This is a genomic window from Acetobacter orleanensis (assembly GCF_001581005.1).
GTDB classification, from domain to species: Bacteria; Pseudomonadota; Alphaproteobacteria; order Acetobacterales; family Acetobacteraceae; genus Acetobacter; species Acetobacter orleanensis.
The window spans coordinates 18,300-44,763 of record NZ_LHZV01000049.1; the positions used below are offsets into that span (position 1 = coordinate 18,300).

General features: G+C 59.7%; 28 protein-coding genes. 5 read left to right on the plus strand and 23 right to left on the minus strand.

Features of this window, described 5'->3' with window-relative positions:
- Positions 1 to 149: 149 nt before the first annotated feature.
- The 3 genes from def to truA are packed head-to-tail and all read left to right on the plus strand — an operon-like array spanning position 150 to position 2,539.
- A complete protein-coding gene (def, locus tag AD949_RS03185; RefSeq protein WP_174766755.1) occupies positions 150 to 710 on the plus strand; it encodes a peptide deformylase in 561 nt (186 codons plus the stop codon).
- An 18-nt stretch (positions 711 to 728) separates the two neighbouring features.
- Entirely contained in the window at positions 729 to 1,676 is a 948-nt protein-coding gene (gene fmt / locus AD949_RS03190) for a methionyl-tRNA formyltransferase (protein ID WP_048835798.1), read from the plus strand.
- Positions 1,673 to 2,539 carry a tRNA pseudouridine(38-40) synthase TruA gene (gene truA / locus AD949_RS03195; protein WP_082064705.1) on the plus strand — a complete coding sequence of 289 codons (867 nt, stop codon included), beginning with the start codon at positions 1,673 to 1,675 and terminating at the stop codon, positions 2,537 to 2,539. Before fmt ends, truA begins: the two co-directional genes overlap by 4 nt.
- A 32-nt stretch (positions 2,540 to 2,571) precedes the next feature.
- On the opposite strand, the gene AD949_RS03200 is transcribed toward truA, so the two are convergent.
- Together AD949_RS03200 and AD949_RS03205 are read right to left on the minus strand one after the other, a co-directional pair.
- Positions 2,572 to 3,666, minus strand: coding sequence for an NAD(P)H-dependent flavin oxidoreductase (locus AD949_RS03200; protein WP_048835891.1), 1,095 nt, complete (start codon positions 3,664 to 3,666; stop codon positions 2,572 to 2,574).
- Positions 3,667 to 3,677: 11 nt separating this feature from the next.
- Positions 3,678 to 4,559: a LysR family transcriptional regulator gene (locus tag AD949_RS03205; protein ID WP_048835799.1), complete on the minus strand. Its 882-nt coding sequence runs from the start codon at positions 4,557 to 4,559 to the stop codon at positions 3,678 to 3,680.
- 105 nt (positions 4,560 to 4,664) lie between these two features.
- Here AD949_RS03205 and AD949_RS03210 point away from each other — a divergent pair, with 105 nt between their 5' ends.
- Complete coding sequence (locus AD949_RS03210; RefSeq protein WP_048835800.1) at positions 4,665 to 5,738, plus strand: YeiH family protein; 1,074 nt, start codon at positions 4,665 to 4,667, stop codon at positions 5,736 to 5,738.
- Positions 5,739 to 5,902: 164 nt separating this feature from the next.
- Here the strand turns inward: AD949_RS03210 and AD949_RS03215 are convergent, their stop codons facing one another.
- The 8 genes from AD949_RS03215 to rpmH form a co-directional block, all read right to left on the minus strand.
- A complete protein-coding gene (locus tag AD949_RS03215) occupies positions 5,903 to 6,535 on the minus strand; it encodes a hypothetical protein (protein WP_244463363.1) in 633 nt (210 codons plus the stop codon).
- On the minus strand, positions 6,532 to 7,728 hold the full coding sequence (gene dapE / locus AD949_RS03220) for a succinyl-diaminopimelate desuccinylase (RefSeq protein WP_082064706.1): 1,197 nt from the start codon (positions 7,726 to 7,728) through the stop codon (positions 6,532 to 6,534). Before dapE ends, AD949_RS03215 begins: the two co-directional genes overlap by 4 nt.
- Before the next feature lie 24 nt (positions 7,729 to 7,752).
- Complete coding sequence (gene dapD / locus AD949_RS03225; protein WP_048835802.1) at positions 7,753 to 8,601, minus strand: 2,3,4,5-tetrahydropyridine-2,6-dicarboxylate N-succinyltransferase; 849 nt, start codon at positions 8,599 to 8,601, stop codon at positions 7,753 to 7,755.
- A 277-nt stretch (positions 8,602 to 8,878) separates the two neighbouring features.
- Positions 8,879 to 9,784 carry an acetylglutamate kinase gene (gene argB, locus AD949_RS03230; RefSeq protein ID WP_048835803.1) on the minus strand — a complete coding sequence of 302 codons (906 nt, stop codon included), beginning with the start codon at positions 9,782 to 9,784 and terminating at the stop codon, positions 8,879 to 8,881.
- A gap of 37 nt (positions 9,785 to 9,821) precedes the next feature.
- Positions 9,822 to 10,499: a ribosome biogenesis GTP-binding protein YihA/YsxC gene (yihA, locus tag AD949_RS03235; protein WP_048835804.1), complete on the minus strand. Its 678-nt coding sequence runs from the start codon at positions 10,497 to 10,499 to the stop codon at positions 9,822 to 9,824.
- Positions 10,499 to 12,265, minus strand: a complete 1,767-nt coding sequence (gene yidC / locus AD949_RS03240) for a membrane protein insertase YidC (protein ID WP_048835805.1) — start codon at positions 12,263 to 12,265, stop codon at positions 10,499 to 10,501. The genes yihA and yidC overlap by 1 nt, the downstream gene beginning before the upstream one ends.
- 149 nt (positions 12,266 to 12,414) lie before the next feature.
- The gene (gene rnpA / locus AD949_RS03245; protein WP_048835806.1) at positions 12,415 to 12,834 is read right to left on the minus strand and encodes a ribonuclease P protein component; all 420 of its coding nucleotides are present in this window, start codon (positions 12,832 to 12,834) and stop codon (positions 12,415 to 12,417) included.
- Between the two features lie 23 nt (positions 12,835 to 12,857).
- Positions 12,858 to 12,992, minus strand: coding sequence for a 50S ribosomal protein L34 (rpmH, locus tag AD949_RS03250; RefSeq protein ID WP_025829074.1), 135 nt, complete (start codon positions 12,990 to 12,992; stop codon positions 12,858 to 12,860).
- 151 nt (positions 12,993 to 13,143) lie between these two features.
- Between rpmH and AD949_RS03255 the strand changes: the two genes are divergently transcribed.
- Positions 13,144 to 13,671 carry a hypothetical protein gene (locus tag AD949_RS03255; RefSeq protein WP_048835807.1) on the plus strand — a complete coding sequence of 176 codons (528 nt, stop codon included), beginning with the start codon at positions 13,144 to 13,146 and terminating at the stop codon, positions 13,669 to 13,671.
- 50 nt (positions 13,672 to 13,721) lie between these two features.
- Here the strand turns inward: AD949_RS03255 and gloA are convergent, their stop codons facing one another.
- The 13 genes from gloA to pyrH all read right to left on the minus strand — a co-directional run bounded on the left by gloA (position 13,722) and on the right by pyrH (position 26,438).
- A complete protein-coding gene (gene gloA, locus AD949_RS03260; RefSeq protein WP_048835808.1) occupies positions 13,722 to 14,114 on the minus strand; it encodes a lactoylglutathione lyase in 393 nt (130 codons plus the stop codon).
- Between the two features lie 31 nt (positions 14,115 to 14,145).
- Positions 14,146 to 14,988, minus strand: coding sequence for an LpxI family protein (locus tag AD949_RS03265; protein ID WP_048835809.1), 843 nt, complete (start codon positions 14,986 to 14,988; stop codon positions 14,146 to 14,148).
- Positions 14,985 to 15,842 (minus strand): acyl-ACP--UDP-N-acetylglucosamine O-acyltransferase, encoded by an 858-nt coding sequence (gene lpxA / locus AD949_RS03270; protein ID WP_048835893.1) that lies wholly within the window; start codon positions 15,840 to 15,842, stop codon positions 14,985 to 14,987. The genes AD949_RS03265 and lpxA overlap by 4 nt, the downstream gene beginning before the upstream one ends.
- A 135-nt stretch (positions 15,843 to 15,977) precedes the next feature.
- Complete coding sequence (fabZ, locus tag AD949_RS03275; RefSeq protein WP_306308936.1) at positions 15,978 to 16,415, minus strand: 3-hydroxyacyl-ACP dehydratase FabZ; 438 nt, start codon at positions 16,413 to 16,415, stop codon at positions 15,978 to 15,980.
- Between the two features lie 85 nt (positions 16,416 to 16,500).
- Entirely contained in the window at positions 16,501 to 17,586 is a 1,086-nt protein-coding gene (gene lpxD / locus AD949_RS03280; RefSeq protein WP_048835810.1) for a UDP-3-O-(3-hydroxymyristoyl)glucosamine N-acyltransferase, read from the minus strand.
- 2 nt (positions 17,587 to 17,588) lie between these two features.
- Entirely contained in the window at positions 17,589 to 18,473 is an 885-nt protein-coding gene (locus tag AD949_RS03285) for an OmpH family outer membrane protein (RefSeq protein ID WP_082064708.1), read from the minus strand.
- A gap of 4 nt (positions 18,474 to 18,477) precedes the next feature.
- The gene (gene bamA, locus AD949_RS03290; protein ID WP_048835812.1) at positions 18,478 to 20,919 is read right to left on the minus strand and encodes an outer membrane protein assembly factor BamA; all 2,442 of its coding nucleotides are present in this window, start codon (positions 20,917 to 20,919) and stop codon (positions 18,478 to 18,480) included.
- Between the two features lie 129 nt (positions 20,920 to 21,048).
- Positions 21,049 to 22,161, minus strand: a complete 1,113-nt coding sequence (gene rseP, locus AD949_RS03295) for an RIP metalloprotease RseP (protein WP_174766758.1) — start codon at positions 22,159 to 22,161, stop codon at positions 21,049 to 21,051.
- 31 nt (positions 22,162 to 22,192) lie between these two features.
- Positions 22,193 to 23,350, minus strand: a complete 1,158-nt coding sequence (dxr, locus tag AD949_RS03300) for a 1-deoxy-D-xylulose-5-phosphate reductoisomerase (RefSeq protein ID WP_048835896.1) — start codon at positions 23,348 to 23,350, stop codon at positions 22,193 to 22,195.
- A gap of 63 nt (positions 23,351 to 23,413) precedes the next feature.
- On the minus strand, positions 23,414 to 24,244 hold the full coding sequence (locus tag AD949_RS03305; protein WP_048835813.1) for a phosphatidate cytidylyltransferase: 831 nt from the start codon (positions 24,242 to 24,244) through the stop codon (positions 23,414 to 23,416).
- On the minus strand, positions 24,241 to 24,921 hold the full coding sequence (gene uppS / locus AD949_RS03310; RefSeq protein WP_209421656.1) for a polyprenyl diphosphate synthase: 681 nt from the start codon (positions 24,919 to 24,921) through the stop codon (positions 24,241 to 24,243). The genes AD949_RS03305 and uppS overlap by 4 nt, the downstream gene beginning before the upstream one ends.
- Before the next feature lie 113 nt (positions 24,922 to 25,034).
- Complete coding sequence (gene frr, locus AD949_RS03315; RefSeq protein ID WP_048835898.1) at positions 25,035 to 25,556, minus strand: ribosome recycling factor; 522 nt, start codon at positions 25,554 to 25,556, stop codon at positions 25,035 to 25,037.
- Positions 25,557 to 25,700: 144 nt separating this feature from the next.
- On the minus strand, positions 25,701 to 26,438 hold the full coding sequence (pyrH, locus tag AD949_RS03320) for a UMP kinase (protein ID WP_048835814.1): 738 nt from the start codon (positions 26,436 to 26,438) through the stop codon (positions 25,701 to 25,703).
- Positions 26,439 to 26,464 lie beyond the last annotated feature (26 nt).

The following is a 26,464-nucleotide window of genomic DNA, read 5'->3' on the forward strand; positions in this document are numbered from 1 at the left end:
TGCACGCAGGCGGGCGCAGGCCTGAGCAGGCTGCACGGGCGGCCTCCCCCTATGTTCTGGACAGGAGTGCGGCATATTTCCCACGCTTTTTGTGTCCTGCGCCCCATCTTCCTCTGGCGTAGCGGAGCGCGGGAGGTTAAATCGGGCCTATGACAGACGCAGCCATGACAGATGCAGCTTTTTCCGCTGCGGCGGCAGAGGCCGCCCCCATGCCCATCCTCATTGCCCCGCATGCCGTGCTGCGGCGCAAGACGCGTGAGGTAAAACCGGAAGATATGGCGGACATTCGCCGGGTTCTGCCCAGCATGTTTTCCGCCATGTATGCCGCCCCCGGTATCGGGCTGGCCGCCCCACAGGTTGGCCTCAGCCTGCGCTTTGCGCTGGTTGATCTCGGCGAGGAAGACGCGCGGGAACCGATCGTGATGATCAACCCGGAAGTCATTGCCGAGACAGAAACGCTGTCCGTGCATGAAGAAGGCTGCCTTTCCCTGCCAAACCAGTACGCGGACGTCACGCGCCCGGAAAAAGTGCGCGTCCAGTGGCGCACTGTGGCGGGCGATGTGATGGAGCGTGAAGTGGATGGCCTGCTGGCCACCTGCATGCAGCATGAAATTGACCATCTGGAAGGCATCCTGTTTGTGGACCACCTCTCCGTGCTGCGCCGCAACATGATCCTGCGGCGGCTGTCCAAGGAACAGAAGCGGAAATAAGCCGGAGGGCTGGATACCATGCGCCTTATCTTTATGGGCACGCCGGACTTTGCGGTGCCTGCCCTGCACGCCCTCCATGCCGCAGGGCACGAGATTGTCGCTGTCTATTCCCAGCCCCCGCGCCCCGCTGGCCGAGGCAAGGCGCTGCGGGCTTCCCCCGTGCAGCAGGCGGCGGAAGCCCTCGGCCTGCCAGTGCGCCACCCGGAAAAGCTCCGTAAAAACGAGGAAGAATGGGCCGCCTTCGCAGCCCTTGAGGCCGACGCCGCCATTGTGGCCGCCTACGGCCTCATTCTGCCACAGGTCATGCTGGATGCCCCGCGCCTTGGCTGCCTGAACATCCATGCCAGCCTGCTGCCGCGCTGGCGCGGGGCCTCCCCCATTCAGAGTTCCATTCTGGCAGGGGATACAGAAAGCGGCGTGACCATCATGCAGATGGAAGCCGGGCTTGATACCGGCCCCATGCTACTGCGTGAGGCCGTGCCCATTACCGCAAAGACCACCGCCACCAGCCTGCATGATGCCCTGAGCGCCATGGGTGGGCAACTGGCCGTACGTGTTCTGGCTGAACGCCCTGCCCCCACACCCCAGCCCGAAAATGGGGTGACGTATGCCCCAATGCTCACGCGGGAGGATGGACGACTGGACTGGTCCCAGTCCGCCACGGCGCTGGATTTGCGTATTCGTGCCCTCACCCCATGGCCCGGCACCTTTACACTACAGGCCGACGGCACTGTGCTGAAAATCGGCGCGGCCATCCCGCTGCCTGACCACACACATAATGCCTCCCCCGGCACCGTGCTGGATGAGAATCTGACCATTGCCTGCGGTACAGGCGCGCTCCGCCTGACCCGCCTGCAAAAACCGGGGCGCGGCATGATGGAGGCAGACGCCTTTCTACGCGGCCAGCCTATGCCAGTAGGCACGCGCCTCTATCATACGGCCTCAGCCGCCTCAGCACCCGAATGACAGAGCAGCAACCGTTCTCCCTCGAACAGTCTCCCGTCTTTCCTGTTGATCCACATGCGGCCCATGAGGCCGATTTTCCGTTCCAGCGCTGGGCGGTAAAAATCGAATATGACGGTACAGGTCTGGTAGGCTGGCAGAAGCAGAATGACGGCACCTCCGTGCAGGGCCTTCTGGAAGCCGCAGCCATGCGCATGGCTAACGGACGCCGCATTTCCAGCATTACCGCCGGGCGAACAGATGCCGGGGTTCATGCCACCGGGCAGGTTGCGCATCTGGACTTTCCCGCGGATATGAACCTCGCCCCCCACATCGTGCGGGATGGTTTGAGTTATCACCTCAAGCCCAACCCGGTTGCCGTGCTTCAGGCCGCGCGAGTAACGGAAAAATGGAGTGCGCGGTTTTCCGCCACATGGCGCTCCTATCTATACCGCATCATCAACCGTCCGGCCCCCCCGGCCCTTGGGGCGACCCATATGTGGCATGTTCGCGCCCGCCTGAATCTGGACCGGATGCGGCAAGGGGCCGAGAGACTTGTTGGCACGCATGATTTCACATCGTTCCGCGCCGCCGCGTGTCAGGCCAGAAACCCCGTCCGCACGCTGGACAGCCTGACCATCGAGCGCGTGGGGGAGGAAATTCACATCCGCACCCGCGCCCGGTCTTTCCTGCATCATCAGGTGCGCAATATGGTCGGCACCCTCGTGCTGGTCGGCAGAGATCGCTGGGAACCGGAACGCATCAGCACAGCGCTGGAAGCCCGCTCCCGCACCGCCGGTGGCCCGACCGCACCGCCAGAAGGTCTGTACCTAACCGGCGTTGGCTACAACCCGGATCCGTTTTCAGACGACCCACCCGCCGCGTAACACGGGGCTACGGCTGGTCTCCCAATATAGCGTTAAACGTGCGGCGGTCGTTGAACATCCCGCACCCGCTGTTTTAAAATATCTTGATATTCTGCAAGAATTTCCCGCATCAGGCGGCCTGCTGGCAGAGCGCGGACCAGCGGTGCCCCCTGCCCCGCCCAATAGGCGCCAAAACCTGCGTCTCCTTGTGCCCGAGCCGCACGGGCAAGAGCTTTCCCGGCATCATACGCCACTGGATAATCCGGGCACGGGGGTTTGTCGGGGCTATCCGCCAGAGCTGTAAACCTGTTGGGCAAACCCCGCGCGGGCCTGCCTGAAATCAGGCTGACGAGACGGGTGTGAAAAGCCGCCTGCCCTATCAGGGTTTTTCTATACCCCTCTTCCAATGCTGTTTCCGGACAGAGCAGAAACGCCGTGCCCATCTGTGCCGCCACAGCACCTAGGTCCAGTGCCGCCGCAAGACCTGCGCCATCCATAATCCCGCCAGCCGCAATCACTGGCCCGTGGCATTGGCGGCTGAGCAGACGCACCAGCGGCAGGGTGCCCAGCGTGTCATCCGGAGCATCTGGATCAAATAGACCCCGATGCCCTCCGGCCTCAACGCCTTGCGCAATCACGCCGTCCATTCCAGCGGCTTCCGCTGCCAATGCTTCGGCAGGGCTTGTCACTGTTGCCAAAAGCACAGCACCCGTCTGCTTAAGGGCTGTCACGCAGGAGGCCGGAGGCAGGCCAAAATGAAAGCTGACCACCGGGGGTTTCACCTCCAGCAGAAGCGCCATCATTTCCGGGTCATCTTGCAGACTTGTGTATGGTGATGAGAGTTTTTCAGGAGCACGCTCACCATACTCTGCAAAAATAGGTGCGAGCCACTCCAGCCAACGCGCCTCACGCTCCGGGTCCCGCTTCGGCGCCTGATGCACAAAGAAATTAACGTTGAAGGGCCGGTCCGTTCTGGCACGCACATCCGCTATCAGGCTGCGGGCCTGCTCAGGTTTTGCGGCCCCCAGCCCCAGCGCCCCCAACCCTCCTACGTTCGACACTTCTGCGGCCAGATGAGGTGTGGCCACGCCAGCCATCGGAGCCTGAAAAACCGGCACCGTCAGCCCAAGCTGTGCAAGGATGTCCATGCCCATTTCCCTCACTTCGCGGAACGTTGTGCGATAAAATCCGTCAAAGCCTCAACGACCTGACTCCGATACCGTTCCTTATGCCGCAGCCCAAAAAACACACGCGGCCCGAAGGTAACAGGCGCCGCATACAGCGTGCCCGCCGCGAGCGCAGGTGCGACCACCAGTGAGGACAGACCCGCAAGTCCTGCCCCGGCCTCCACAGCCGTGCGCACACTCTCATTGGAGGGCAATACCAGCGCCTCCTGCAATGTTTCTGGCACCACACCAATCTGGCGCAAGCACTCGTCCAGCGTGGAACGGGTGCCGGACCCCTGCTCCCGCATAATCCAGCGGGCTTTCTGCAAAGCCTGAGGCGTGCAGTCCTCGGCTTTAAACGGCGAGACCTGCACCAACACAAGCTGGTCCTGCGCAATGGGCCACTGCGCCAGAACGGGATTGTCTACCTTACCTTCCACAATCCCGAGGTCAGACTGGCCAGCCTGCACATGGGCAGCCACCTGCATGGTGTTGCCAATTTCAAGCATGATGTCGATATGCGGAAACCGCTCCCGAAACGCCGAGAGCACAGGCGGCAGCCAGTAGGCCGCAATGGTCTGGCTGGCCACCACACGCAGCGTGCCGCGCTTCAAACCACTTAGATCATCCAGCATGGCTTCCGCCACGCGAACACGGTCCAGAATGATCCGCGCTTCTGCCAAAAACAGCGTTCCCGCCTCAGTCAGCACAATCCCACGACCAACACGATGAAACAGGCGGACCCGGTGTCTGGCTTCCAGCGCGGCAATGGCGGCAGACACAGCCGACTGCGTGACATTTAAGGCACGCGCGGCCTCTGTCATGTGCTCGCGCTCAGCCACACACAAAAAAATACGAAGCTGCTCAAGCGTCACGGCTGCTCCTCCTTATCAATCATTTTTACTGATTAAAATGAGAAAAACAATGCGTTGGATTGATTGATCTTCTGCGCCTAAATCAGAGCGCAGAAGGAAATTCAGATGCCCTACCCTGCCCATTTCGCTCTACTCCGCACTACTCGCAGCCTCCTACCCGGCGTTGGCTTATGCGTCGCCATCACCGCTGCGGCCTACGCCCTTCAGTCGCTCGAAGTGCTGCTGTTTGGCAAGGCATGGCTGGAAGCCCTCGTACTGGCCATTCTACTTGGCACCTGCGTGCGCAGCCTGTGGACGCCGAACACACACTGGCATGAAGGCATTGCTTTCAGCGCCCGTACCCTACTGGAAATTTCTGTCGTGCTGCTAGGGGTTTCCATTAGTGCGGCGCGGGTGATGTCTCTCGGCCCGATGTTGCTGGCTGGCATTGCCGCCGTTGTCGCCACTGCCATTCTGGTTAGCTTTGGTATCGGCACGGTGCTGGGCCTGCCGCCCCGCATGGCGCTGCTTGTGGCCTGCGGCAATGCCATTTGCGGGAACTCCGCCATTGCCGCCGTCGCCCCCGTTATCCGCGCGGATGCCAAAGATGTTGCGGCCTCCATCGCCTTTACCGCCGTTTTTGGTGTGGTGGTGGTTCTCGGCCTGCCATTACTGGGGCTTGCCGCTGGCATGACGGGCTTATCCTTCGGGGTTTTTGCCGGGATGACCGTCTATGCCGTGCCACAGGTGCTGGCCGCGACAACCCCACTTGGTACGCTGGCGGTGCAGACGGGTACTGTCGTCAAGCTGGTACGGGTGCTCATGCTGGGGCCGGTCTGTTTTGTCCTCTCCCTCCTCGCCCCCCGCATGGCTCCCGAAGCACCCGATGGAAGTGACGTAACCGCTGGCCCAGCCCCCACCAAACGCGCAGGCTTTGCACAGTTTGTCCCGTGGTTCATTCTGGGCTTTCTGGTTCTTATGCTGTGCCGCAGCTTTGGTCTGGTGCCAGTAGGGCTGGTCGCGCCAACCAATCAGATCGCCACAGTACTGACCGTCATCTCCATGGCGGCCCTCGGGCTCGGGGTGGATGCCCGGACTGTCACGCAAGCCGGAGGACGGGTAACAATGACTGTCATTTTGTCACTCGCCGGACTGGCCGTATTGAGCCTGCTGCTGCTGGACTTTACGCATCTGAAATAAATTCAGAACACCAAACGCCTGTGCGCCCAGAAAATCCGCGTCAGGGCATAGAAGCAACAAAAAAGCCTGCGTTGTCTGAGAAAAAATTCCTCAGCGTGACGCAGGCTTTTCAAAAACAAAACGTAGCGACTTTTCCCCGACTTACTTTTCTATAATCCGCCAGATCAATGGGACGGCTTGATGGAAATCATCGGCTGGAGCAGGTCTTTCATCACAACATAATGCGGCGGCAGCAGAGCCGCGAGGCCATACAGAACCAGTGTTGCGAGCAGCACCGAGACATAGAGCAACGCGGCGCGCCCCCGGCTCAGCCCGAGCCCGACGCGCGCCACATACCATTGCAGCCACATTTCGTAGAGAGAGACCGTAACCATCAGAGAGGCCATAAAGCCTGCCTGATGCAGAAGCGGTGGGAATAATACCCCTGCCAGAACCGTGGCCACCACGGATATAAGCACCACAACCCAGCCGCACCATGTTGCCGCTGTAATGTAACGCAGCCACAGCGCATCCCGCCCCCATTTGTGGGCATAGAACTGAGAGACCACCGCAGGTAGCAGCACCACACACAAGGAAAGCAGGAGTTTGGTAAAGCCCAGCGCCTTGTCTGGCTGAAGGACAGCCTGAAAAACACCAACCAGCAAAAACGCCAGTTGCGGTGCCAAAGCCGCGCCAAAAGAGTCCCGCGTGCCCTGAAAACACCCGATTCCCTCCCGTCGCCCGCTGGCCAGCAGGAGCATCCCCTGCAAAATTCTACGAACGTTACCCTGCTTGCCAGAACCTGAACTTGAAATCACGCCATGACCCCTTCCAGAAAGGTCTTATAAATCGTCGTCAATGTTTCCAGATCAGCCAGTGTGGTGTGTTCATCCACCTTGTGAATACTGGCCCCGACCAGACCAAACTCGGCTACCGGACAATAGAGTGCAATAAAGCGGGCATCAGACGTACCGCCGCCCGTATCCAGTTTAGGGGTTCGGCCCGTCACCGTCTGCACCGCCTGTGCCAGTTGGTCCGTTGCCGGGCCGGGCGCTGTCAGAAAAGACTCCCCGCTAATCCGCACATCCACCCGTGCGGTGGGCGCGTGCTGGCGGCAGAGGGTCTCCAGCCAGCCTTTTAGGCCCGCGCCGGTATGCAGGTCATTAAACCGGATATTCAGTCGCGCTTGCGCTGTCGCAGGAATAAGGTTGGTCGCGGTATTCCCCACATCCATGCTGGTAATTTGTAGGCTGGAGGGTTCAAACCAGTCAGAACCGTTATCCAGCGGCGTCTCACGCAAGGCAGTGAGCACGGCCAGCAGTTTATGCACCGGATTATCCGCCCGATGCGGATACGCCACATGCCCCTGCACCCCCTCCACCACAATATGGGCATTCAGGCTGCCACGGCGGCCGATCTTGATCATATCGCCCATAACGGCAGGGTTGGTCGGCTCACCCACCACGCAAAAATCAGGAATCTGCTCCTGCTCCGCCATCCATTCCAGCACCTTACAAGTGCCATAGGTGGCCGGGCCTTCCTCATCTCCGGTAACTAGCAGGCTAATGGAACCGGACAGCCCGCCTTGCCGCACACAGCGCGCCACGGCGGAAACAAACGCCGCAATGCCGCCCTTCATATCACACGCGCCACGCCCGTAGAGAATACCGTCCGCAACTTCCGCCGCATAAGGCGGGTAGGTCCACGCACTCTCCGCACCGGGGGGCACAACATCGGTATGCCCCGCAAAACAGATATGCGGCCCTTCTGTGCCCAGACGGGCGAACAGATTGGGCGTGCGCTCCGCGCCCTCGCCAAACGGCAAAGAAATAACGCTAAAGCCAAGCGCCTCCAGCATGGACGCCAGAACCTGCTGGGCTGGGCCGGGATCGGGCGAGACAGAGGCGTGACGAATCAGCGCCTGCGTGACCGCCACCGGATCCGTCAGGTCAGGCAAAAGCCCGGCCTGCGGTTCGGTTGAGATGGTCTGGTCTGGCGCTGAAGAGATCATGCGTTCTGCCCGAGAAGAGTCTGCTTAGTCGCGCAGCAGGTCATTAATGGAGGTCTTGGAGCGTGTGCGCTCATCCACCCGCTTTACAATCACAGCACAGGCCAGATTGGGGTTCGGGCGGCCATCCGCCCCAACCGGGTTGGAAGAGGGCAACGTGCCCGGCACCACGACGGAATAAGCCGGGACGCGGCCCATGAAGATTTCGCCCGTCGCACGGTCCACAATTTTGGTGGATGCCCCGAGGAACACGCCCATGGACAGCACGGACCCACGCTCCACAATCACGCCTTCCGCTACTTCGGACCGCGCACCGATAAAGCAGTTATCTTCAATAATCACCGGGGCAGCCTGCAATGGCTCCAGAACGCCACCAATGCCAGCGCCGCCGCTAATGTGGCAGTTGCTGCCAATCTGCGCACAGCTTCCAACAGTCGCCCACGTATCGACCATCGTGCCGCTGCCCACATGGGCACCGACATTCACAAAGCTCGGCATCAGCACCGCACCCGGCGCGATGTAAGCGGAGTAGCGGACCATGGCCCCCGGCACCACGCGGAATCCGGCTTTTTCAAAACGCGCCTGATCCCAGCCCTGAAACTTGACGGGAACCTTATCAAACGCCGGGCCGCCAGCCGCAGCGTTGGGCATGACAACGCTGTCATTCAGACGGAAAGAAAGCAGAACAGCTTTTTTCAGCCATTCATGCACCATCCAGCCATTTTCACTAGGTGCCGCAACACGCAGACGCCCGGAATCAAGCGCTTCCAGAGCGGTTTCAATCGCCTTGCGGTCTTCACCCGTCGTGGCGGAGGAAACCCGGTCACGGGCTTCCCACAGGGTTTCAATGTGAGCGCGGAGAGTTTCTTCAGTCATGGGACAACACCGTCAGACAAGATGAACAGAGGGTCAGGGCAACGCCACCAACCGGCAAAAAGAGGTAGGGAACCATGCGGACAGGGCACGCTCCTGTCAACGCGCCGGAGTGGGACACCTGCCATTAGCCTGCATCAAAACCGGGCAGACCCCGGACGAGATGCCGATGCGGCTAACCCGACAGCACTGGCGAGAGACACGTCAGGCAAGCCCATACAGTCCGGGCCTACACGAGCATGTCCACGCAAACCAGCCCGCAGGAACGAGCCCGCGCGGCTTACTCGGCGCGAATAAGGGTGCCGGAGCCGGATGCCGTAAACAATTCCAGCAGACAGGCATGGGGCGTGCGACCATTGATAATAACCGCAGCCCGCGCCCCGGCCTGCACGGCCTGAATACAGGTTTCCACCTTGGGAATCATGCCGCCGGTAATCACGCCATCCGCAATGGCCTGACGAGCCTGCTCGGCGGTCAGCTCCGGGATAAGCTTGCCGTCTTTATCCAGCACACCCGGCACGTCCGTCAGCATCAACAGGCGCGTGGCATGCACGGCCCCGGCGACAGCACCCGCAGCGGTATCGGCATTGATGTTATAGGTCGCGCCGTCTTCACCCAGACCGACCGGCGCAATGACCGGGATAAGGCCAGAGCCAGACAGAGCGTAAATCACCCGAGGGTCAACCTTCACCGGCTCCCCCACAAAGCCCAGATCCAGCACACGCTCAATCTGGCTGTCCGGGTCCCGCACGGTACGGGCCAGCTTGCGGGCGGTAATCAACTTGCCGTCCTTGCCGGAAATCCCCACCGCCAGCGCACCAGCCTGACTGATAAGCTCCGCCACTTCCTTATTGACGGACCCGGCCAACACCATTTCGATCACGTCAACCATGCTGGCGTCCGTCACGCGCAGGCCGTCCACAAACGTGGAGCGGATATCCAGCCGCTCCAGCATCTGGTTGATCTGCGGGCCGCCGCCATGCACCACAACCGGATTGATACCAACCAGCTTGAGCAGGGCAATATCCCGCCCGAAGGTCAGCGCAAGTTCCGGGTCCCCCATGGCGTGTCCGCCGTATTTGACCACAATCGTATCACCCGCATAGCGGCGCAGATACGGCAGCGCACCGGCCAGCACAGCAGCTTCATGCTGCACATCAGGCAAGGAGGAAGAAGGGTTGGTCATGGGCTGAAAATCCTGCTCGATAATTCTGCCGGGAAACTTATTGTGGAGGCACCGCAAAGGCCGCGAGTTCTGCCCGCAACTGCTCAATACCCAGCCCGGTCTCACTGCTGGTCAGGGACAGGAAGGGGCATGCCGCAGGGTGGCGTTTGTTCAAAGCCAAGACCTCTTCTTCCTTGCGGGCCATGGCGGCTGGTTTCACCGCATCACACTTGGTCAGCACCACCTGAAAGCTGACAGCCGCGCGGTCCAACAGCTTCATCATGTCCAGATCATGCTGTTTGATTTCAATCCGCGCATCCAGCAGCAGCATCACCCGCCGCAGGCCGGGACGGCCACGCAGATAGTCAAACATCATCTCCTGCCAGTCTTCCTTGACCGATTTGGCCGCCTTGGCAAAGCCGTAACCCGGCATGTCCACCAGCATCAGCCGGTTGGCGAGATCAAAAAAGTTCAACTGCTTGGTGCGGCCCGGCTCGGAAGAGGCCCGGGCCAAGGCCTTCCGGCCCGTCAGCGCATTGATCAGGGAGGACTTGCCCACATTGGACCGCCCCGCAAAGGCAATTTCAGGCAGAGTCTGCGGCGGCAGTTGCCCGAGCTTCTGCGCCCCGAAAATAAAATCGCAAGACCCGGCAAAAAGCAGCCGTCCGTCTTCCAGAGCGGCGGCAATCTGCTCGTCATTCGTCAGGTCACGAAAGTCTGTTCCGGCTTCAGGCATCAGCGCTTACTCACTACCGTCGTCTTGCCATCGGCATTTTTGTCAGCCGCCTTAAAGCGCCCGAGAATAATGAACTGCTGCAACGCCGTCAGCAGATTGCTCCATGCATAGTAAATCACCAGACCAACTGGCTGATGCGCCATAAAGAAGGTGAAGACCAGCGGGATGAATGTCATCACCTTCTGCTGCGCCGGGTCCATGTTGGTGGAACTGGAGCTGATTTTCTGCATCAGGAACATGGTCGCCCCGTACAGAATAGGCCATGCACCCAACGAGAGAATGGACAGCGCGTGTGCTGGGTCAAACGGAATCAGACCAAACAGGTTAAAGACGTTCGTCGGGTCCGGCGCGGAAAGATCCTTGATCCAGCCAAAGAACGGCGCGTGGCGCATTTCAATGGTGACATACAGATCCTTATACAGACACCAGAATACCGGAGCCTGAATAAGCAATGGCAGGAAACCGCCAAACAGGTTCACACCCTCTTCCCGATACAGTCCCATGATGTGCTGCTGCATCACCATCGGGTCATCTTTGTAGCGAGCGCGAATCTGGTCCACTTTCGGCTTGAGCCGAGCCGTCTTCCACGTCATGCGCATCTGCTTGATGGTCAGCGGCAGGAACAGCAGCTTCACAATCACGGTAAAGGTCAGCAGGGCTAGACCAAAATTACCCATCATGGTGTAGAGCCAGTCCAGCACGAAGAACACCGGGCGCGTCAGGAACGCCAGCCACCCGAAATCCACGGCTTTCCAGAACATGGGCACATGCAGAGCATGCTCATACCGGCCAAGCAGACGCACTTCCTTCGCACCAGCAAAAACATGCGCCTCGGAAGAGCCCGTCTGCCCTGCCGCCACCTGCACCGGCGCTGTGGCCGTAAAGCCGACCTGATACAGATTCTGGCCCGGCAGATAGGTATAAGCCCCCACGGCCTGCGCAGTCTGGTCCGGCAGAACTGCCATCAGCCAATATTTATCGGTAATGCCAGCCCAGCCGCCTGTGCCCTGATGGCTCCATGAGACATTCCCCGGCGGCACGCCTTCGGTCCGTAGCGTCTTGTAGGACCCTTCATTCAGGCGGCCATCAATGACGGAAATGGGGCCTTCATGCACCAGCATCCCGCCATTCGTCTCCGGCGTATAGCCACGGTTGACGCGATAGTAGGGATACAGCGCCACTGCCTGCCCCGTGGCGTTATGCACGCGCTGGGTGACGGTGAACATGAAGTCCTGATCCACCGCCAGAGCAATTTCAAACGTCAGGCCCTGCCCATTATCCCATGACAGCGTTACCGGGTGCGTAGCATCCAGCTTTGTGCTGTCCGCTTTCCACAGGGTGTGCGCATCGGGCAGATGCACGGAAACGTCCGCCGGGGCGCGCCAGCCAAAGTCGATATAGTCCGGTCGGCTGCTTCCGCCCTGAGACAGAACGCGCACATCCGGGCTGTCCGGCTTGACCGTTTCCCGATATTTTTTAAGGACCAGATCATCCAGCCGCGCACCGCGCAGATTGATGGAGCCCTGTACAGCAGGGGCGTCAATCACCAGATGGGCGTCAGGCCCATCGGCTTCACCCGCTGCCCCAGCGGCAGGCAGTGCGGATGCTGTGGAGGAAGGCTGCGCGGCACCAGACGGCGGCGCAGAAACACTTTGCGTTGTCTGCTGTGTGACAGGGGCCTTGGGCGCCTGCGGGAAGAAATAATCAAACCCGATGAGAACCACAGCTGACAGCAGTGTTGCCAGTATCAGACGTCTTGTATCCATTGCTGGCCTGCTGGCCCCCCTGCACGAAACGGAACAGATAATTCAACCGCGAAACACGGAGTCTTCACGACACTCTGGTTTCCAGCGCAGGATGAGCAAGAATGCAAGCCGGGAAAGTATCTTCCTGCCCCGCAGGACAGGCAGAAATCTTACTTGTGGCCGGGCTTTGCGCCCCGGTCAGCCTGAGAAAGACACTGCTGCAAGGCTTTGCGAAAATCTGCCACCAGATCCGTAAAAGAGCGGGACAGGGTTGCAGCGCGGCCAATCAGAACCAGATCAAGGCCGTTAAGAGGTGTTTCGGTTTCCACAATGCGGACAACCTCGCGCAGCCTTCGGCGGGCGCGGTTGCGAACCACAGAGTTTCCAACTTTTTTTGTCACGGTAAAGCCAATGCGCGGCGCATTGGAGTCGGCCCGCCGAAAAAGCTGAAGCACCAGCCCCCGCACGGGCGCTTTACGCCCACGCGCGGCCAGAAAGAGAAACTCTTTCCGCTTTTTCAGGCGTTGGGAACGAACAGGCCCAAGCTCGGCCCAAGCTCCCGCTCCCTCCAGACTGTCATGCGGCTGCATGATGTCCGTAAGCCAGAAAAAGCTTAAGCGGAGAGGCGCTTACGGCCTTTGGAACGACGGTTGGCAATAACCTTGCGGCCACCAACAGTTGCCATACGTGCGCGGAAACCATGGCGACGCTTGCGGACCAGCCGAGACGGTTGATAAGTGCGCTTCATTACGGCACTCCCTTCATTGATACAGATATGCAGGCAGCCCAAAGCCACCTGTCTTGAAGGGGCGGCTTATAATGTTCAGAAAGGAGAACGTCAATCATATCGGCAGAGTCTCAGCACACTCTGTGCCGACAAAAAGAAGGGCTGGTTCTCCATGAGCACCTCACAATCCCCCCTCAGCATCGTGCTGCTTCTAGTCTGCCTCCCTCTTCTGGGGGCTTTAACCGCTGGCCTGCTGGGCCTTTCCTTCCCCATCGGGCTTCTGCCCGTCGCGTTAACCGCCGGGGTAGGAGCATGGCTAGGCACCCGTTTTCGGCACCCCACTCCCGCCGCGCCTGCCCGCCCCGCGGCACCGAATCCCGCAGAATCGTTAGCGCAAGGCGCGCCCATCCCGACACATCCTGCGCAAACACCAGCCCTGAGCGCCGAATCAGTAGGTCAGCCGGATACACACAATGCGGCTTTTGAGGACGCCTCTATAGGCACAGCAGAGCCTGCCCCGATCGCAACCGAGGCAGACCCCAAACTCCGCCATGATATCCGGAATATCCTCTCACCAGCCATGCTGGCCGCCGAGCAACTTGCCACCAGCACGGACCCTCTGGTGCTCAAAGCTGTCAGAACCATTGACGAGTCTCTGGACCGCGCCCTGCTCCGCCTGAAGCAAAAGCCGCAGTCCTGACACTTCTGTAAACTGACCACAGGCTCCCTGCCGCCTGTGGCGGTCGTCCCTCAGGCGGGGCGCTGGATCAACTCGATCTTGTAGCCGTCGGGGTCTTCCACAAACGCAATGACCGAGGTGCCGAACTTGACCGGCCCAGCCTCCCGCGTGACTTTCCCGCCCCCAATGCGCACCTGCTCCACGGCAGCCGCCACATCAGGCACGCCAATGGCAAAATGGCCAAAGCCGGTGCCCACATCGTACCCGTCATCCTGCCCCCAATTATAGGTCAGTTCGATTTCGGCCTCACCAGCGGCATTGTCCGCATAACCAATAAAGACGAGCGTATAGCGACCATCCGGCACGTCACGCCGGCGGAGTTCATGCATTCCCAGAAGTTTGTAGAAAGCGATGCTCGCGTCCAGATTTTTAACCCGAACCATTGTGTGCAGATATCGTACCATAGCGCCTTCTCTCCTCTATTTCGCTGCCATGTTAGCGCGCAAGAGGCTCCGGGGTTACCGCAATCAGGAATAAACCTACCTGATCAGCTTCCCGCACGCAGGCGTCCCGGTCCGTCAGCAGAGTATGCCCCGCTTCAAACGCAAGTCCCCGCAGCCCCGCAAGATGCGCGTTCCGCACGGTAGCAGGCCCGATGGTAGGCATATCGGCCCGCTTGTCTTGCCCCGGCTTGAGGAGCTTGACCAGCACCCCGCCCTCACCCGGCTGGCGACACTCGCCAGCCCGCGCCAACATGCGGTCCGTGCCTTCCATGGCTTCCACAGCCAGCACCAGACCATGCTGCACCACGCAGCCCTGCCCGATATCCATGCGGCCTAACGCATGCACAACCTCAATACCACGCTGGATATCCGCCATAGCCTGCTCATCTGGAGCAACACGACCCAGAATACCCGGTGGCACCACGGCATGCGCAAGAAATTCATGCGCACCGCGAACACAAAAGCCTTCATCACCCAGAATACGCACCAGAGCCGCCAGAAGTCCGTCATCCCCGGCAAATAGCGCCCGGCCCAGACGGGCCAGTATCCGCGCACCTTCTGCATCCGGGTACAGGCTCCGCAGAGAGGGGCGACGGATCGGGCCAATCAGCACAAGGTCCGTGCACCCATGCGCACGCAGGAGGGCAAGCATCTGACCGGCTGCGCCAAGGCGGACAAATCGATGCCGCCATGGGTTGATAACCTCTGGCTCCGCAAACCCTTCAAATCCGAGAATAAAAACCGGCCGCCCCGCCGCCACAACCGCTTCCGCAACCCGTGCCGGAAGCGGACCGCCCCCGGCCAGAATACCAACAGCGCCGGGCTGAGCGCTCACGCGCCCTCGGTTTCCGCCGTGCTGAAATCACCCCGCGCAACGCGCACAAGGCCGCGCCTGCTGGGTGCATCAATAAAATTGAGAATTTCCCGCACGCGGGGTTCATCCCCAAACTCATCCCGCATGACTTCAAGACGGGCCGCAAACGGGCCATCCTCAGAAGCGCCTTTGGGATAGAGCGTCAGAAACGCCTTGCGCATCCGATGAATTTCGGCGGATGTCACACCATTCCGGCGCAACCAGATCCAGTGCAGGCCAACAAGACGCGCGCGGTTCCCCAGTACGCTGCCGTAGGGAATAACGTCGGCTTCAACGCCTGCCACACCGCCCACCAGCGCCGCATGCCCAATACGTACAAACTGATGAATGGCCGCAGAGCCCATCACCCGCGCATCATCCTCAATCGTCACATGGCCGCCCATCACGACGTTATTGACGATAATCACCCGGTTCCCCAGCGTGCAGTCATGCGCCACATGGGCGTTGGCCATAATCAGCACATCGTCCCCAATGCGCGTCAACCCGGTACCAACCGCCGTACCGCGATGGATGGTCACATGCTCACGCACCACCGTACGGGCGCCGACCTCACACCGGGTCGGCTCACCTTTATATTTGAGATCCTGCGGGGCCATGCCCACGGTGCTGAACGGAAAATAGCGGGACCCGGCACCAAGCCGCGTGTGCCCATCCACCACAACGTGGGAAATCAGCTCCACATTGTCTTCAATCACCACATGCGGACCGATGGAGCACCACGGGCCAATCACCACGCCGCGTCCAAGCTGAGCGTCCGGTGCAACAATGGCGGTAGGATGAACACGCGCCTTCCCGTTTTCTCCTACTGCATGCACCCGTTCCACTCCTCTTTCACCTGTCTGTTTCCCGTGCGTAATACGGACTACACGGGAATATCTGCCCCAGAAAACAGGCGTTTTCCGGGCAGATCAGGATTATTTTCAATAGTTAAGCTGAAAAGATTACGGGGCTCAACCCATGATCATGGCGCTGAAGGTCGCTTCCGCAACGGACACACCATCAACTTTGGCCACGCCGCGGAACTTCCACACATTAGCGCGGTGGCGTTCCTTCACAACATGAATGCGCAACTGGTCACCCGGCGCTACAGGCCTACGGAATTTGGCGTTCTCGATTGTCATGAAATAGACAACCTTGCCTTCAAAAGCCTCACCCAACGTCAGCACCACCAGCGTCGCCGCCGTCTGGGCCATGGCTTCCACAATCAGCACACCGGGCATGACAGGCTGCACGGGAAAATGACCGGGGAAGAACGGCTCGTTAACAGAGACATTCTTGATGCCGGTTGCTTCTTCCCCCAGCCTGATATCCACCATCCGGTCGATAAGAAGGAAAGGATATCTGTGCGGAATCGCCTGCATAATCCGCGTGACGTCAATCGCTTCGATTGTCTGAACGTCCTGCTGCGATTCGTGTTTCGTCTCCACGTCCCCTAGACCACCTTGTTTCCGCCGGGCAGAGCCCGGTACCTGTTCACCCTTTGCCCGAACCGCCTTCTGCCGGTCCAGACGCTTTTTTGGACAGTTTGCGCAACACCGCCACATTCCGGAAAAATTCCCGGAACGGCATGGCAGGACTGCCAATCACATCAGCGCCGCCCTCAACATCGGACATCACGCCACACTGTGCCCCAATACGCGCCTTGGCCCCAATGCGGATATGCCCGATAAGGCCTGCCTGTGCTGCAACCGTCACATAATCTTCCAGCACAGTGGACCCGGAAATCCCAGCTTGAGACACCACGATACAACACCGCCCAAGCTGGGCGTTGTGGCCGATCTGGACCAGATTGTCGAGCCGGGAGCCCGCACCAATAACCGTATCATTAACAGAACCGCGATCAATCGTGGTGTTTGCCCCGATCTCCACGTCATGTTCGAGCACTACCTGCCCTAACTGCGGTACTGTTTCAAACCCGTTCGGCCCCACGGCAAAACCGAAACCATCCTGCCCGATGCGCGCACCCGGCAGGATAATCACCCGCTCACCCAGCGTGGCGTGTGAGAGGGTGACATGGCAGCCAATGCGGCAGTCCGCCGCCAGCATCACACCATCGCCTACCACGGCATGCGCATTGATAATACAACGTGGGCCGATCTCAGCCCGTGCCCCGATAACAACAAACGGGCCAATTTCAGCCGACGGGTCGACCACGGCCGTGGCATCCACAACTGCCAAGGGATGAATGCCCCCCTGCGCCGGCGCTTTGGGGTGAAACATCCGCGCAACGCGCGACCAAGCCAGATACGGCGTAGCAGAAATTAGCGCCGCGGAATGGGGGGGCACCTTGCCCGCAAACGCCGGAGCGACAATAACCAGCCCCGCCTTTGTGCCCTCCAGAAGGTGAGCATAACGGCGGTTATCCAGAAAGCTGACATCCTGAGCGGCAGCAGCCTGCAAAGGCGCAATACCGGCATACCCCTGCGCGGGAAGGCTCCCGTCCCGCGCAGGAACCAGCTCGGCTCCAGCGGCGTCCGCCAGAGCCTGCCCGTCAAACGGACCAGAACGCGTAAAGAACCGGGGGTTTGCTGGCCCGGTAGTCTTCTGGTGGCTGGTCATTCTTACTTATGCGTAGCTGGAGCAGCGGGGGCTACTTCGGGAGCCGGACCCGTTGCTGGCATATTCTGGTTCTCATCCGCCGTCGTCGGCATTTTACCAGACTTTGCGAGCACTTCCGGGTCCACATTGGCATCCGGAATAAAGACTGACGGCAATATGGTGTTCAACTGCTTGGCAACTTCGTTGGTAATATCCTGCCCGTCCACATGCAGAGCAATCTGCTCACTGTGCAGCACCAGATTCATACCATGAGAGGCCGCCACTTTCTGAATAACCTGCACCAGTTCACGCTCGATCTGACCCAGAGAAACCTGAGCGGCTTCCTGAATAATCCGGTTGCGATTGCGGAAATCCCGCTGCGCTTTCATCACGCGGTTCTGAAGGCTGCGCTCACGGCTCTGGATCTGGTCCGATGACATGGACTTGGCCTGAGCCTGCAGGGTCTGCTGCTCATCACGCCATCCAGCCTGCTCTTTCTGCAGGTCCTGTGCCAGCGCATCACGACGCCCGCCCAGCGTCCGTTCCACCTGCATGGCAGCCATGGACTGACGCATAACGCCGGAGACACTGATCACACCGATCACAGTAGCAGGCGGTGCGCTCCCTTTGGCTATATCCGGCATGGCAGGAATAGGCGGCAGCGGGAGAACCGGCGGGGTCTGCTGGTCTGCTTCGCTGCTATCTGACGGAGCAGCAGGCAAAGGAACAGGAGACGGAGCCCGACGCTGGGCATGAGGAGCCGCCGGTGCAGGCTGCTGCTGGGTTGCCTTAGGCACAAACCAGCCGCCGCCCCCAGCATTCTGAGCCATGGCGGACGGTGCAAGCACAACGGACATTGACAGGAGAGCCGCAGACAGAGCGGCTGTTCTGTTAAATTTAGGCATCATTACCTCAGAATTGCTGGCCGAAGCCAAAGCGTAGGAGCTGTGTACGGTCATTATGGCTGCGCATGACAGGCACACCAAGATCGATATTCAGCAGGCCAAATGGACTTTTCCACGAGAAACCTGCACCCGCGCTAACACGCGGCCGCAGCGTATCACCGGTAACACGCGTATAATCCGGACGGTCCGTGACAGGGTTAGTCAGGTTACGGCGCACACGCAGACCGGCGAGGCTGCCTGAGTCAACAAACGCACGGCCCTTAACACCCATGTCCGACAGGAACGGGATGGGGAAGTTAAGCTGGGCTGACGCCGTATACATGAAACGGCCACCAATCAGATCTTCTGCTGAATGCCCGTAATAGCCAACACTTCGCGGACCGGCACCACCGTCAAGGAAGCCGCGCAGGTTGTTACCACCCAGATAGAAGTTATCGATAATATCGTGGCGACCACCACCCCAGTCTGTCATGTAGCCCATGCCAGCACGGAAGGAGGCGGTCCAGTCATGGCTGTTTGTCAGATCATCCAGCGGGATATAGTAGGCCGCGTTGACCTTACCACGCAGATAACGCTCGTTCCCGCCAAGACCAGCAAAATCGCCGCCGACGGACACCATGTAACCGCTATGCGGCACCATATGGTTGTCACGCGTATCATACACCAGATTGGTGCTGAGCTGGGAGAGCGTGGAATGGCCTTTCTGATCCAGCACATACCAAGAGGACTGATCCCACGTGTTCCCAACACTACGGCGGATCAGGCTATAGTTCCATGACTGTGACAGATAGCGGTTATACGCGTACCCCATACGAAGGGTGAGACCATACCGACTTTCAGAATAGTTCTGATAAGTCATATACTTATTCTCAATCCCGAACAGGTCTATACCAGCAACAAGGTTACGGTTGAGGAACGCCGGATCTGTTACAGAAAGATCGACCTGCTTCTGCCACATGGACATGGTGCCAGACAGACCGGCATCAACACCCGTGCCCAGCAGGTTATGCTGCTTGAGACCGATATTCCCCAGCACGCCAACGTCCGTTGAATAGCCGCCACCAAGCGAGAATTCGCCAGTCGGCTTTTCTACCACGTTAACAGACACGTTCGTCCGATCCTGCGCGGAGCCCTGATTTTCGTTCAGCTCAACGGTTTTGAAGAAGCCGAGATCTTCAAGGCTCTGCTTGGCATATTTCTTGTAGCTGGGGGTGTACGGATCCCCTTCCGCAAACGGCAACTGACGACGGATAACGTTATCCTGCGTGACGGTATTCCCGTTCACGTCAATCCGTTCAATATACCGGCGTGGGCCTTCGCTCACATCAAACAGCAGATTGACGGTGTGCTTTTCCGGGTTGCGCGCAATTTCCGGACGCACCATGGCAAACGGATGCCCTTGGGCCTGAAGGGTTTCCTCCATATCCGTAGCGTTATCCTGCACAGCCTTACCGTCGTACCACTGATGGGCAAACAGCTCGACATATTTACGCAGAGACTTCGCGGGCACATGGCGCAGGCTGGAACGGATATCCACCTTCCCCAGACGGTAGCGAATCCCTTCGTTCAGCGTGAACGTCACGTAGAAGGACTTGCGGTCGGGAGAAAGCTCGCCGGTGGCGTTCTTCATCTCGAAATCAACATACCCATTCGCCAGATAGAAGCGGCGCAGCAGCTCCGCATCGTATTTCAGGCGGTCAGGGTTATATTCATCAGAAGAAGAGAAGAAGCGGTACCAAGCGGTTTCCTTGGAGGAAACCACGCCTCCCAGACGCGCTTCGGAAAACGCCTTGTTCCCGACAAAGCTGATCTTGCTGATCAGCGTCTGCGGGCCTTCGTTAATCTGGAAGACGACATCCACGCGGTTATGCGCCAGACGCACGATCTGCGGTGTCACCACAGCCGCGTAGCGGGCCTTCTGCGCATAGACGTCCAGAATTTTCTGCCGGTCGTCCGCCGTTGTTTCTGCCGAATACACGGCACGCGGGCGCAGGGCGATGACCTTGCGCAGGTCCTCATCCTTCGCGGCGTGGTTGCCTTCAAACACGATGCGGTTGACGATCGGGTTTTCCACCAGACGCACATGGAGGACTCCTCCCTCACGCCGCATGGACACATCCTTGAACAGCCCCGTGGCATAGAGCGTCTTCAAAGAGCGATCCAGATCTTCCTGACTAAAGGTATCTCCCGGACGCACCACCATGTAGGACAGCACGGTGTTGGTCTCGATACGGGTATTCCCGGAGACCGAAATATCTTCAATCACCCCGCCGGAGCGTCCGGACGTAGTGGAGGTTGACGCCGAGAGTCTGGCCTGCCGTGCGGCAGAGACGGAGGCAGGTGCGCGTGCACCGTCATCCGTGGCTGCGGCCCGTGCACCTTTTCCTTCCGTCAGAAAGAAAGGCAGCACGCAGACAGAAACAAAAAGGGCTGAACGCTTACCCGTCAAGATTTGCCATCCTCCATCCGGGTCGTTCCCATTTCAGGAGACCATCCCCTGTTGTTCTGTCGCCCGCAGGGGGACGTATCCGATATAACCCGTCTCACGCAAGTTCTTCCGTTCCAACCCGGCTGTAATTCAGCTTACGAGCGATGCAATCCATTTAAACAGTCCGAAACCAGACAGATCATTAAACGTCGAAAACAAGAACAGACCAGCAAGAAGTGCGAAACCAACCTGAAAACTGATTTCCTGAATCTTCTTTGAAACCGGACGCCCTCTTACAGCTTCTATGGCATAAAAAACCAGACGTCCGCCATCAAGAAGCGGTACCGGGAACAGATTTATTAGCCCCAGATTGACAGAAAGCAAAGCCATGAACGAGAGCAGGCTGGCAAAACCATACTGCGCCACCTGCCCGGAAAGCTGCGCGATCTTGAGCGGGCCGCCCAGATCCTTGGCTGTGTGGCGGCCCGTCAGGATTTGCCACACACCATCCAGCGTCTGCACGGACGTTGTCCACGTTGCCTTCACCCCGGCCACGACCGCGTTGGGGACGGAAAGCGGCTTGCCCGCCTCCGTTGCAAACATCACGCCAAGCTGGCCATGCGGCGTGGTTGAGGACGACTCCGTAGCCGTCCCGATCGTTACTGGCAGGTCCACATCCTGCCCGGCCCGACGGACCGTCAGCGTGGTTTTGACCCCGGCTTCTCCCTGCACAGTCGCCTGAACGTCCTGCGCGTCCGTCACCTGATGGGTGCCGATTCTGCGGATAACATCTCCCGGCTGCACACCAGCCACCGCCGCCGGGCCGTCCGGCAGGACAGACGCAATCTCGTTACGCACGGAAGGCTGCCCAGCAGACGCGAAAATGATGGTGAACAGGAGAATGGCGAGCAAGAAGTTGAACACAGGCCCGGCGACAATCACAATCGCCCGGGACAGGACAGATTTATCATGAAACGTCCGCCCCGGAATCCACGCAGCTTTCTGCTCTTCCGTCGCATCTTCCGGGTCTTCAAACCCATGGGGCCGAACGTACCCACCCAGCGGAATGGGGCAGATGCGCCATTCAGTTCCGCTGCGGTCATGCCAGCGGAACAAGGCCGGACCAAAGCCCAGAGAGAACACTTCCACATGCACCCCCCGCCAGCGCGCGGCCAGATAGTGGCCCAGCTCGTGAATAGTCACGAGCACGCCAAGCACAAAGGCGAAGGAGAGGAGTGTACGGAGGTATTCGTGTATCATGATCATCCGGATATTGGCTCAGGGAGCCTTTTTCTCAAGCAGACAGGGCAAGAGTATGGCCACGGGCACTCTTACGGGCCTCGGCATCCCAATGCAGCACGGCCTCCAGCGTATCGGCCGGAGGCGCGCCAAGAGCCGTCATGGTCTGCTCAACCACACGGGCAATATCGAGAAAGCCGATCTGTTCTTTCAAGAAGGCTTCCACCGCAATTTCATTGGCAGCAGACAGAATGGCCGGAGCAGCGCCGCCATTCCGCAGAGCTTCACGCGCCAGACGCAGGGCCGGGAACCGCACCATGTCCGGCGCACTGAATTCCAGCGTGGCAAACGCGGCCAGATCCAGATGGCTTGACGTTGTGCTCATCCGCTTCGGCCAAGCCAGCGTATGAGCAATGGGGATACGCATGTCGGCAGAGCCCATCTGCGCAATCAGGCTGCCATCCGTGTACTGCACCAGCCCATGCACAACGGACTGCGGATGCACCAGCACGTCAATCCGGTCTTCCGTCAGGCCGAAAATGCGGGCGGCCTCAATCACTTCCAACCCTTTATTGAACATGGTCGCAGAATCGATGCTGATTTTCGCGCCCATGCTCCATGTTGGGTGCTTCAACGCCTGCGCGGGTGTTGCGGCTTCCATCTCTTCCAGAGAAGATTTGCGGAAGGGGCCACCGGATGCTGTCAGGATGATTTTAGCAACCTGATCCGCCTGCTTATCCGCCATAGCTTGTGCCACGGCATTATGCTCGGAATCCACCGGCAGAAGCGTGGCCCCGGCGTCCGCCACGGCGCGGAGCATGACATCCCCCGCGCACACCAGCGCTTCCTTGTTGGCCAGCGCGATGGACTTACCATTTTTGACCGCCGCCAGCGTGGGCTCTAGCCCGGCAGCACCCGTAATGGCCGCCATGGTCCAGTCCGCTGGCAGGGCCGCCGCCGCAATCACGGCTTCACGCCCACAGGCAACCTCGGTTCCGCTACCTGCCAGCAACGTGCGCAGTTCTTCAAACGCTTTTTCATCCGCGACAACAGCCAGTTCGGCGTTCAGGCTTTTTGCCTGCTCAGCCAGTTTGGCCGCGTTGCTACCGCCCACCAGTGCCCGCACTCGGAACTGGTCACGCGCCTGCTCCAGCAGATCCACGGTTGAACAGCCAATGCTGCCTGTGCTTCCCAGAACGGTAACGGTTCTCATGCGCTTTCTTCCAAACCAGACAAAGGCGGAGCGCCCCCACAGGGCCATACCGCCTGTTGAGACTCACCCCGGCATTTTTCCTGCCAGAAAAGCAAAAACAGCGTGGGCACCGGCCACCCAGAACGGAGCCGGAGCCGCCACGCATAAAGACACCAACGCCGCCGCCGGAGCCGCGACCACCAGACCGTCAAACCGATCCAGTAAGCCGCCATGACCGGGCAGCAGAGTGCCGGAATCCTTAACGCCCAGCGCGCGCTTCATGGCACTTTCCGCCAGATCACCCGCCTGCGCCACAACGCCCAGCACAGCACCCCAGAACGCCGCCGTGGCCACACCACCCAGCCCGGAGAGAGCCGCTATCAGGCAACCGCACAGCACAGCGCCCACAAGACCGCCCACGGAACCAGACCATGTTTTTCCCGGAGAAATACGCGGAGCCAGCTTTGGGCCGCCAAACAACCGGCCTGTCAGATAGGCCGTACTGTCACTCGCCACTACAACGGCCACCACAAACAACACCGGCCACACGCTCTCCAACCGCAGCCAGACCAGCGCCGTGCCAGCAAAGACAATAACGCACATAACCGCGCACAACTGCGCCCCGAACACGATGGACGCCAGACAGAACACCGGGAACGCATCCCATCGGCCTGTCACGGCCGCAAGACCTGCCCCTATAGCCCACAGCACATACACACTGCCCCGCCATGACTTGGGGGAAAGCCCGAACAGTAAAGCCGCCTCCGCTGCCATGCCGCCCATGACACCCAGAATCAGCGCATCATAAAGCAGACCGCCCATACCAATGCACAGCCCGGCCACCAGCACCAGCACACAGGCGGACAGCAGGCGGGTGCGCAGGTCTCTCCATGCAGACGTATCAGGCTGCGTCATAACGCAGACGGCCTTGTGCCAAACCGGCGCTCCCGGCGGGCATACGCTTCCAGCACGGTCGCAAAATGCCCTTCATTGAAGTCGGGCCAGAAAATATCGAGAAAAACGAGTTCCGCGTAAGCACTCTGCCACAACAGAAAGTTGGAGAGACGGAACTCGCCGCTGGTCCGCACCACCACATCCGGGTCTGGCACACCAGCGGTCCATAATTTATCCGCAAACAGGGTTTCATCAATCTGTTCGGGCTTCAGGTCGCCCTGCTGCACGGACTGCGCCAGCCGACGCGCGGCCTGCACAATATCCCCACGTCCGCCATAAGACAGGGCTAACAACAGGGTCAGACGCCCGTTCTCTTTTGTCAGGGCTTCCGCACGCGCGAGCTCTTCCCGCAGACTGGCGTCAAACCGCGCGAGATCTCCAATAAAGCGGATACGCACACCCTCGCGGTGCAACTCCGCCACCTTGTGCCGTAGATAATAGCGCAGCAGGCTGGTCAGATCCGCCACTTCCGCAGGCTCACGGGACCAGTTTTCGGAAGAAAACGCATACAGCGTCAGATACGTCACGCCACGGTTCATGGCGGCACGCAGGCAGCGGGAGACGGCTTCCGCCCCCGCTTTATGCCCTGCAAGGCGCGGCAGACCTCTCTCCAGCGCCCAGCGCCCGTTGCCGTCCATAATGACCGCAACATGCGTAGGGACGACAGGCTTCCTGTCTATGGTCCCGGAGGATTTTGTCGACACGGCTTCACCACCACGGGCCAGAGAGAGGAATCCCGACGCCACGCGCGTCAGACCTGCTTAATCTCGCGGTCTTTGTCAGCCAGCATGTCATCAATTTTTTTCACATACTGGTCGGTGAGTTTCTGGATGGCATCAGACCACGTCTTGACGTCATCCTGACTGATGTCACCTTTTTTCTCAAACGCCTTGGCTTTATCCATGCCATCACGGCGCACGCCACGGGCGGCAATCTTGGCGCCTTCCGCATAGCGGGCAGCCGCCTTGGCCAGTTCATGGCGGCGTTCTTCCGTCAACTGCGGGATCGGCACGCGGATCAACTGGCCATCAGAGGCCGGGTTCAGGCCCAGACCGGCATCCCGAATGGCGCGCTCAACAGCCCCCACCAGCACACGGTCCCACACCTGCACGGTAATCATCCGCGCTTCCGGCACCGCGATGGAGCCAACCTGTGTCAGCGGCACTTCACCACCGTAGGCTTCCACCCGCACCGGCTCCAGCAGGGCCGGGCTGGCGCGGCCAGACCGCAGACCGGCAAAGTCACGACGCAGACTTTCCAGAGCGCCATCCATGCGGCGCGTTAGGTCATCCAGAAGGGCATTCAGATCAGACACGGTCTCTCTCCCGTTTCCCGGACGGGCACGCTGGCCCGCCTTATCACTCTCAACAACAGCGTCCAGCACAATGATACGCCAGACAGGACTTTCCGGCCGATTTTACGCGGTTTCAATAATCCGCGTAAACGGACCCTCTCCACGCATCACACGCGGGAAGGACCCCGGCTCGCCAATATTGAACACAACAATCGGCAGACGATTTTCACGCGCCAGACTAATGGCTGCGGCATCCATCACGCTCAGCTGGTTGGAGAGCACATCCATATAGGTCAGCTCTTCATACCGCACGGCAGACGGGTCATGCTTGGGGTCAGCGGAATAAACGCCGTCCACCTGTGTACCTTTCAGCAACACGTCACATTCCATTTCCGCAGCGCGCAGGGCCGCGGCAGTATCGGTCGTGAAGAAGGGGTTGCCCGTGCCTGCGGCAAAAATCACCACGCGGCCTTTTTCCATATGCCGCACGGCGCGGCGACGGATATAGGGTTCCGCAATGGAGGACATGGCAATGGCGGACATCACCCGTGTCGGCAACTGCTCGCGCTCCAGCGCGTTCTGCAGAAGCAGCGCGTTAATCACGGTGGCCAGCATTCCGGCATAGTCACCCTGTGCGCGGTCCATTCCTTTGGCGGCTGCGGCCAGACCCCGGAAGATATTGCCACCGCCCACAACAAGGCAGACTTCCCATCCGCTGCGCACAACCTCGGCAACATCAGCGGCAATACGCTCAACCGTCTGCTGATCGACGCCATAAGCGCCTGTGCCCATCAGGGCCTCGCCGGAAACTTTGAGCAATACGCGTTTACGGGGTGGCATCTCGCCAGTGGAAGCAGTCATTGGCCCTCAATCACGCAGATCGTCTG

Excerpts from the sequence above, each read along its gene's own strand:
- dxr (WP_048835896.1), bottom strand. The coding sequence starts at position 23,350 with ATGAGAACCGTTACCGTTCTGGGAAGCACAGGCAGCATTGGCTGTTCA.
- yihA (WP_048835804.1), bottom strand. The coding sequence starts at position 10,499 with ATGCCTGAAGCCGGAACAGACTTTCGTGACCTGACGAATGACGAGCAG.
- dapD (WP_048835802.1), bottom strand. The coding sequence starts at position 8,601 with ATGACTGAAGAAACTCTCCGCGCTCACATTGAAACCCTGTGGGAAGCC.
- frr (WP_048835898.1), bottom strand. The coding sequence starts at position 25,556 with ATGGATGGCGCTCTGGAAAGTCTGCGTCGTGACTTTGCCGGTCTGCGG.
- AD949_RS03255 (WP_048835807.1), top strand. The coding sequence starts at position 13,144 with ATGAGCACCTCACAATCCCCCCTCAGCATCGTGCTGCTTCTAGTCTGC.
- AD949_RS03210 (WP_048835800.1), top strand. The coding sequence starts at position 4,665 with ATGCCCTACCCTGCCCATTTCGCTCTACTCCGCACTACTCGCAGCCTC.
- yidC (WP_048835805.1), bottom strand. The coding sequence starts at position 12,265 with ATGGATACAAGACGTCTGATACTGGCAACACTGCTGTCAGCTGTGGTT.
- uppS (WP_209421656.1), bottom strand. The coding sequence starts at position 24,921 with ATGGACGGCAACGGGCGCTGGGCGCTGGAGAGAGGTCTGCCGCGCCTT.
- lpxD (WP_048835810.1), bottom strand. The coding sequence starts at position 17,586 with ATGACCAGCCACCAGAAGACTACCGGGCCAGCAAACCCCCGGTTCTTT.
- truA (WP_082064705.1), top strand. The coding sequence starts at position 1,673 with ATGACAGAGCAGCAACCGTTCTCCCTCGAACAGTCTCCCGTCTTTCCT.
- gloA (WP_048835808.1), bottom strand. The coding sequence starts at position 14,114 with ATGGTACGATATCTGCACACAATGGTTCGGGTTAAAAATCTGGACGCG.
- def (WP_174766755.1), top strand. The coding sequence starts at position 150 with ATGACAGACGCAGCCATGACAGATGCAGCTTTTTCCGCTGCGGCGGCA.
- argB (WP_048835803.1), bottom strand. The coding sequence starts at position 9,784 with ATGACCAACCCTTCTTCCTCCTTGCCTGATGTGCAGCATGAAGCTGCT.
- AD949_RS03305 (WP_048835813.1), bottom strand. The coding sequence starts at position 24,244 with ATGACGCAGCCTGATACGTCTGCATGGAGAGACCTGCGCACCCGCCTG.
- AD949_RS03200 (WP_048835891.1), bottom strand. The coding sequence starts at position 3,666 with ATGGACATCCTTGCACAGCTTGGGCTGACGGTGCCGGTTTTTCAGGCT.
- AD949_RS03285 (WP_082064708.1), bottom strand. The coding sequence starts at position 18,473 with ATGATGCCTAAATTTAACAGAACAGCCGCTCTGTCTGCGGCTCTCCTG.
- fmt (WP_048835798.1), top strand. The coding sequence starts at position 729 with ATGCGCCTTATCTTTATGGGCACGCCGGACTTTGCGGTGCCTGCCCTG.
- dapE (WP_082064706.1), bottom strand. The coding sequence starts at position 7,728 with ATGATCTCTTCAGCGCCAGACCAGACCATCTCAACCGAACCGCAGGCC.
- rpmH (WP_025829074.1), bottom strand. The coding sequence starts at position 12,992 with ATGAAGCGCACTTATCAACCGTCTCGGCTGGTCCGCAAGCGTCGCCAT.
- pyrH (WP_048835814.1), bottom strand. The coding sequence starts at position 26,438 with ATGACTGCTTCCACTGGCGAGATGCCACCCCGTAAACGCGTATTGCTC.
- rnpA (WP_048835806.1), bottom strand. The coding sequence starts at position 12,834 with ATGCAGCCGCATGACAGTCTGGAGGGAGCGGGAGCTTGGGCCGAGCTT.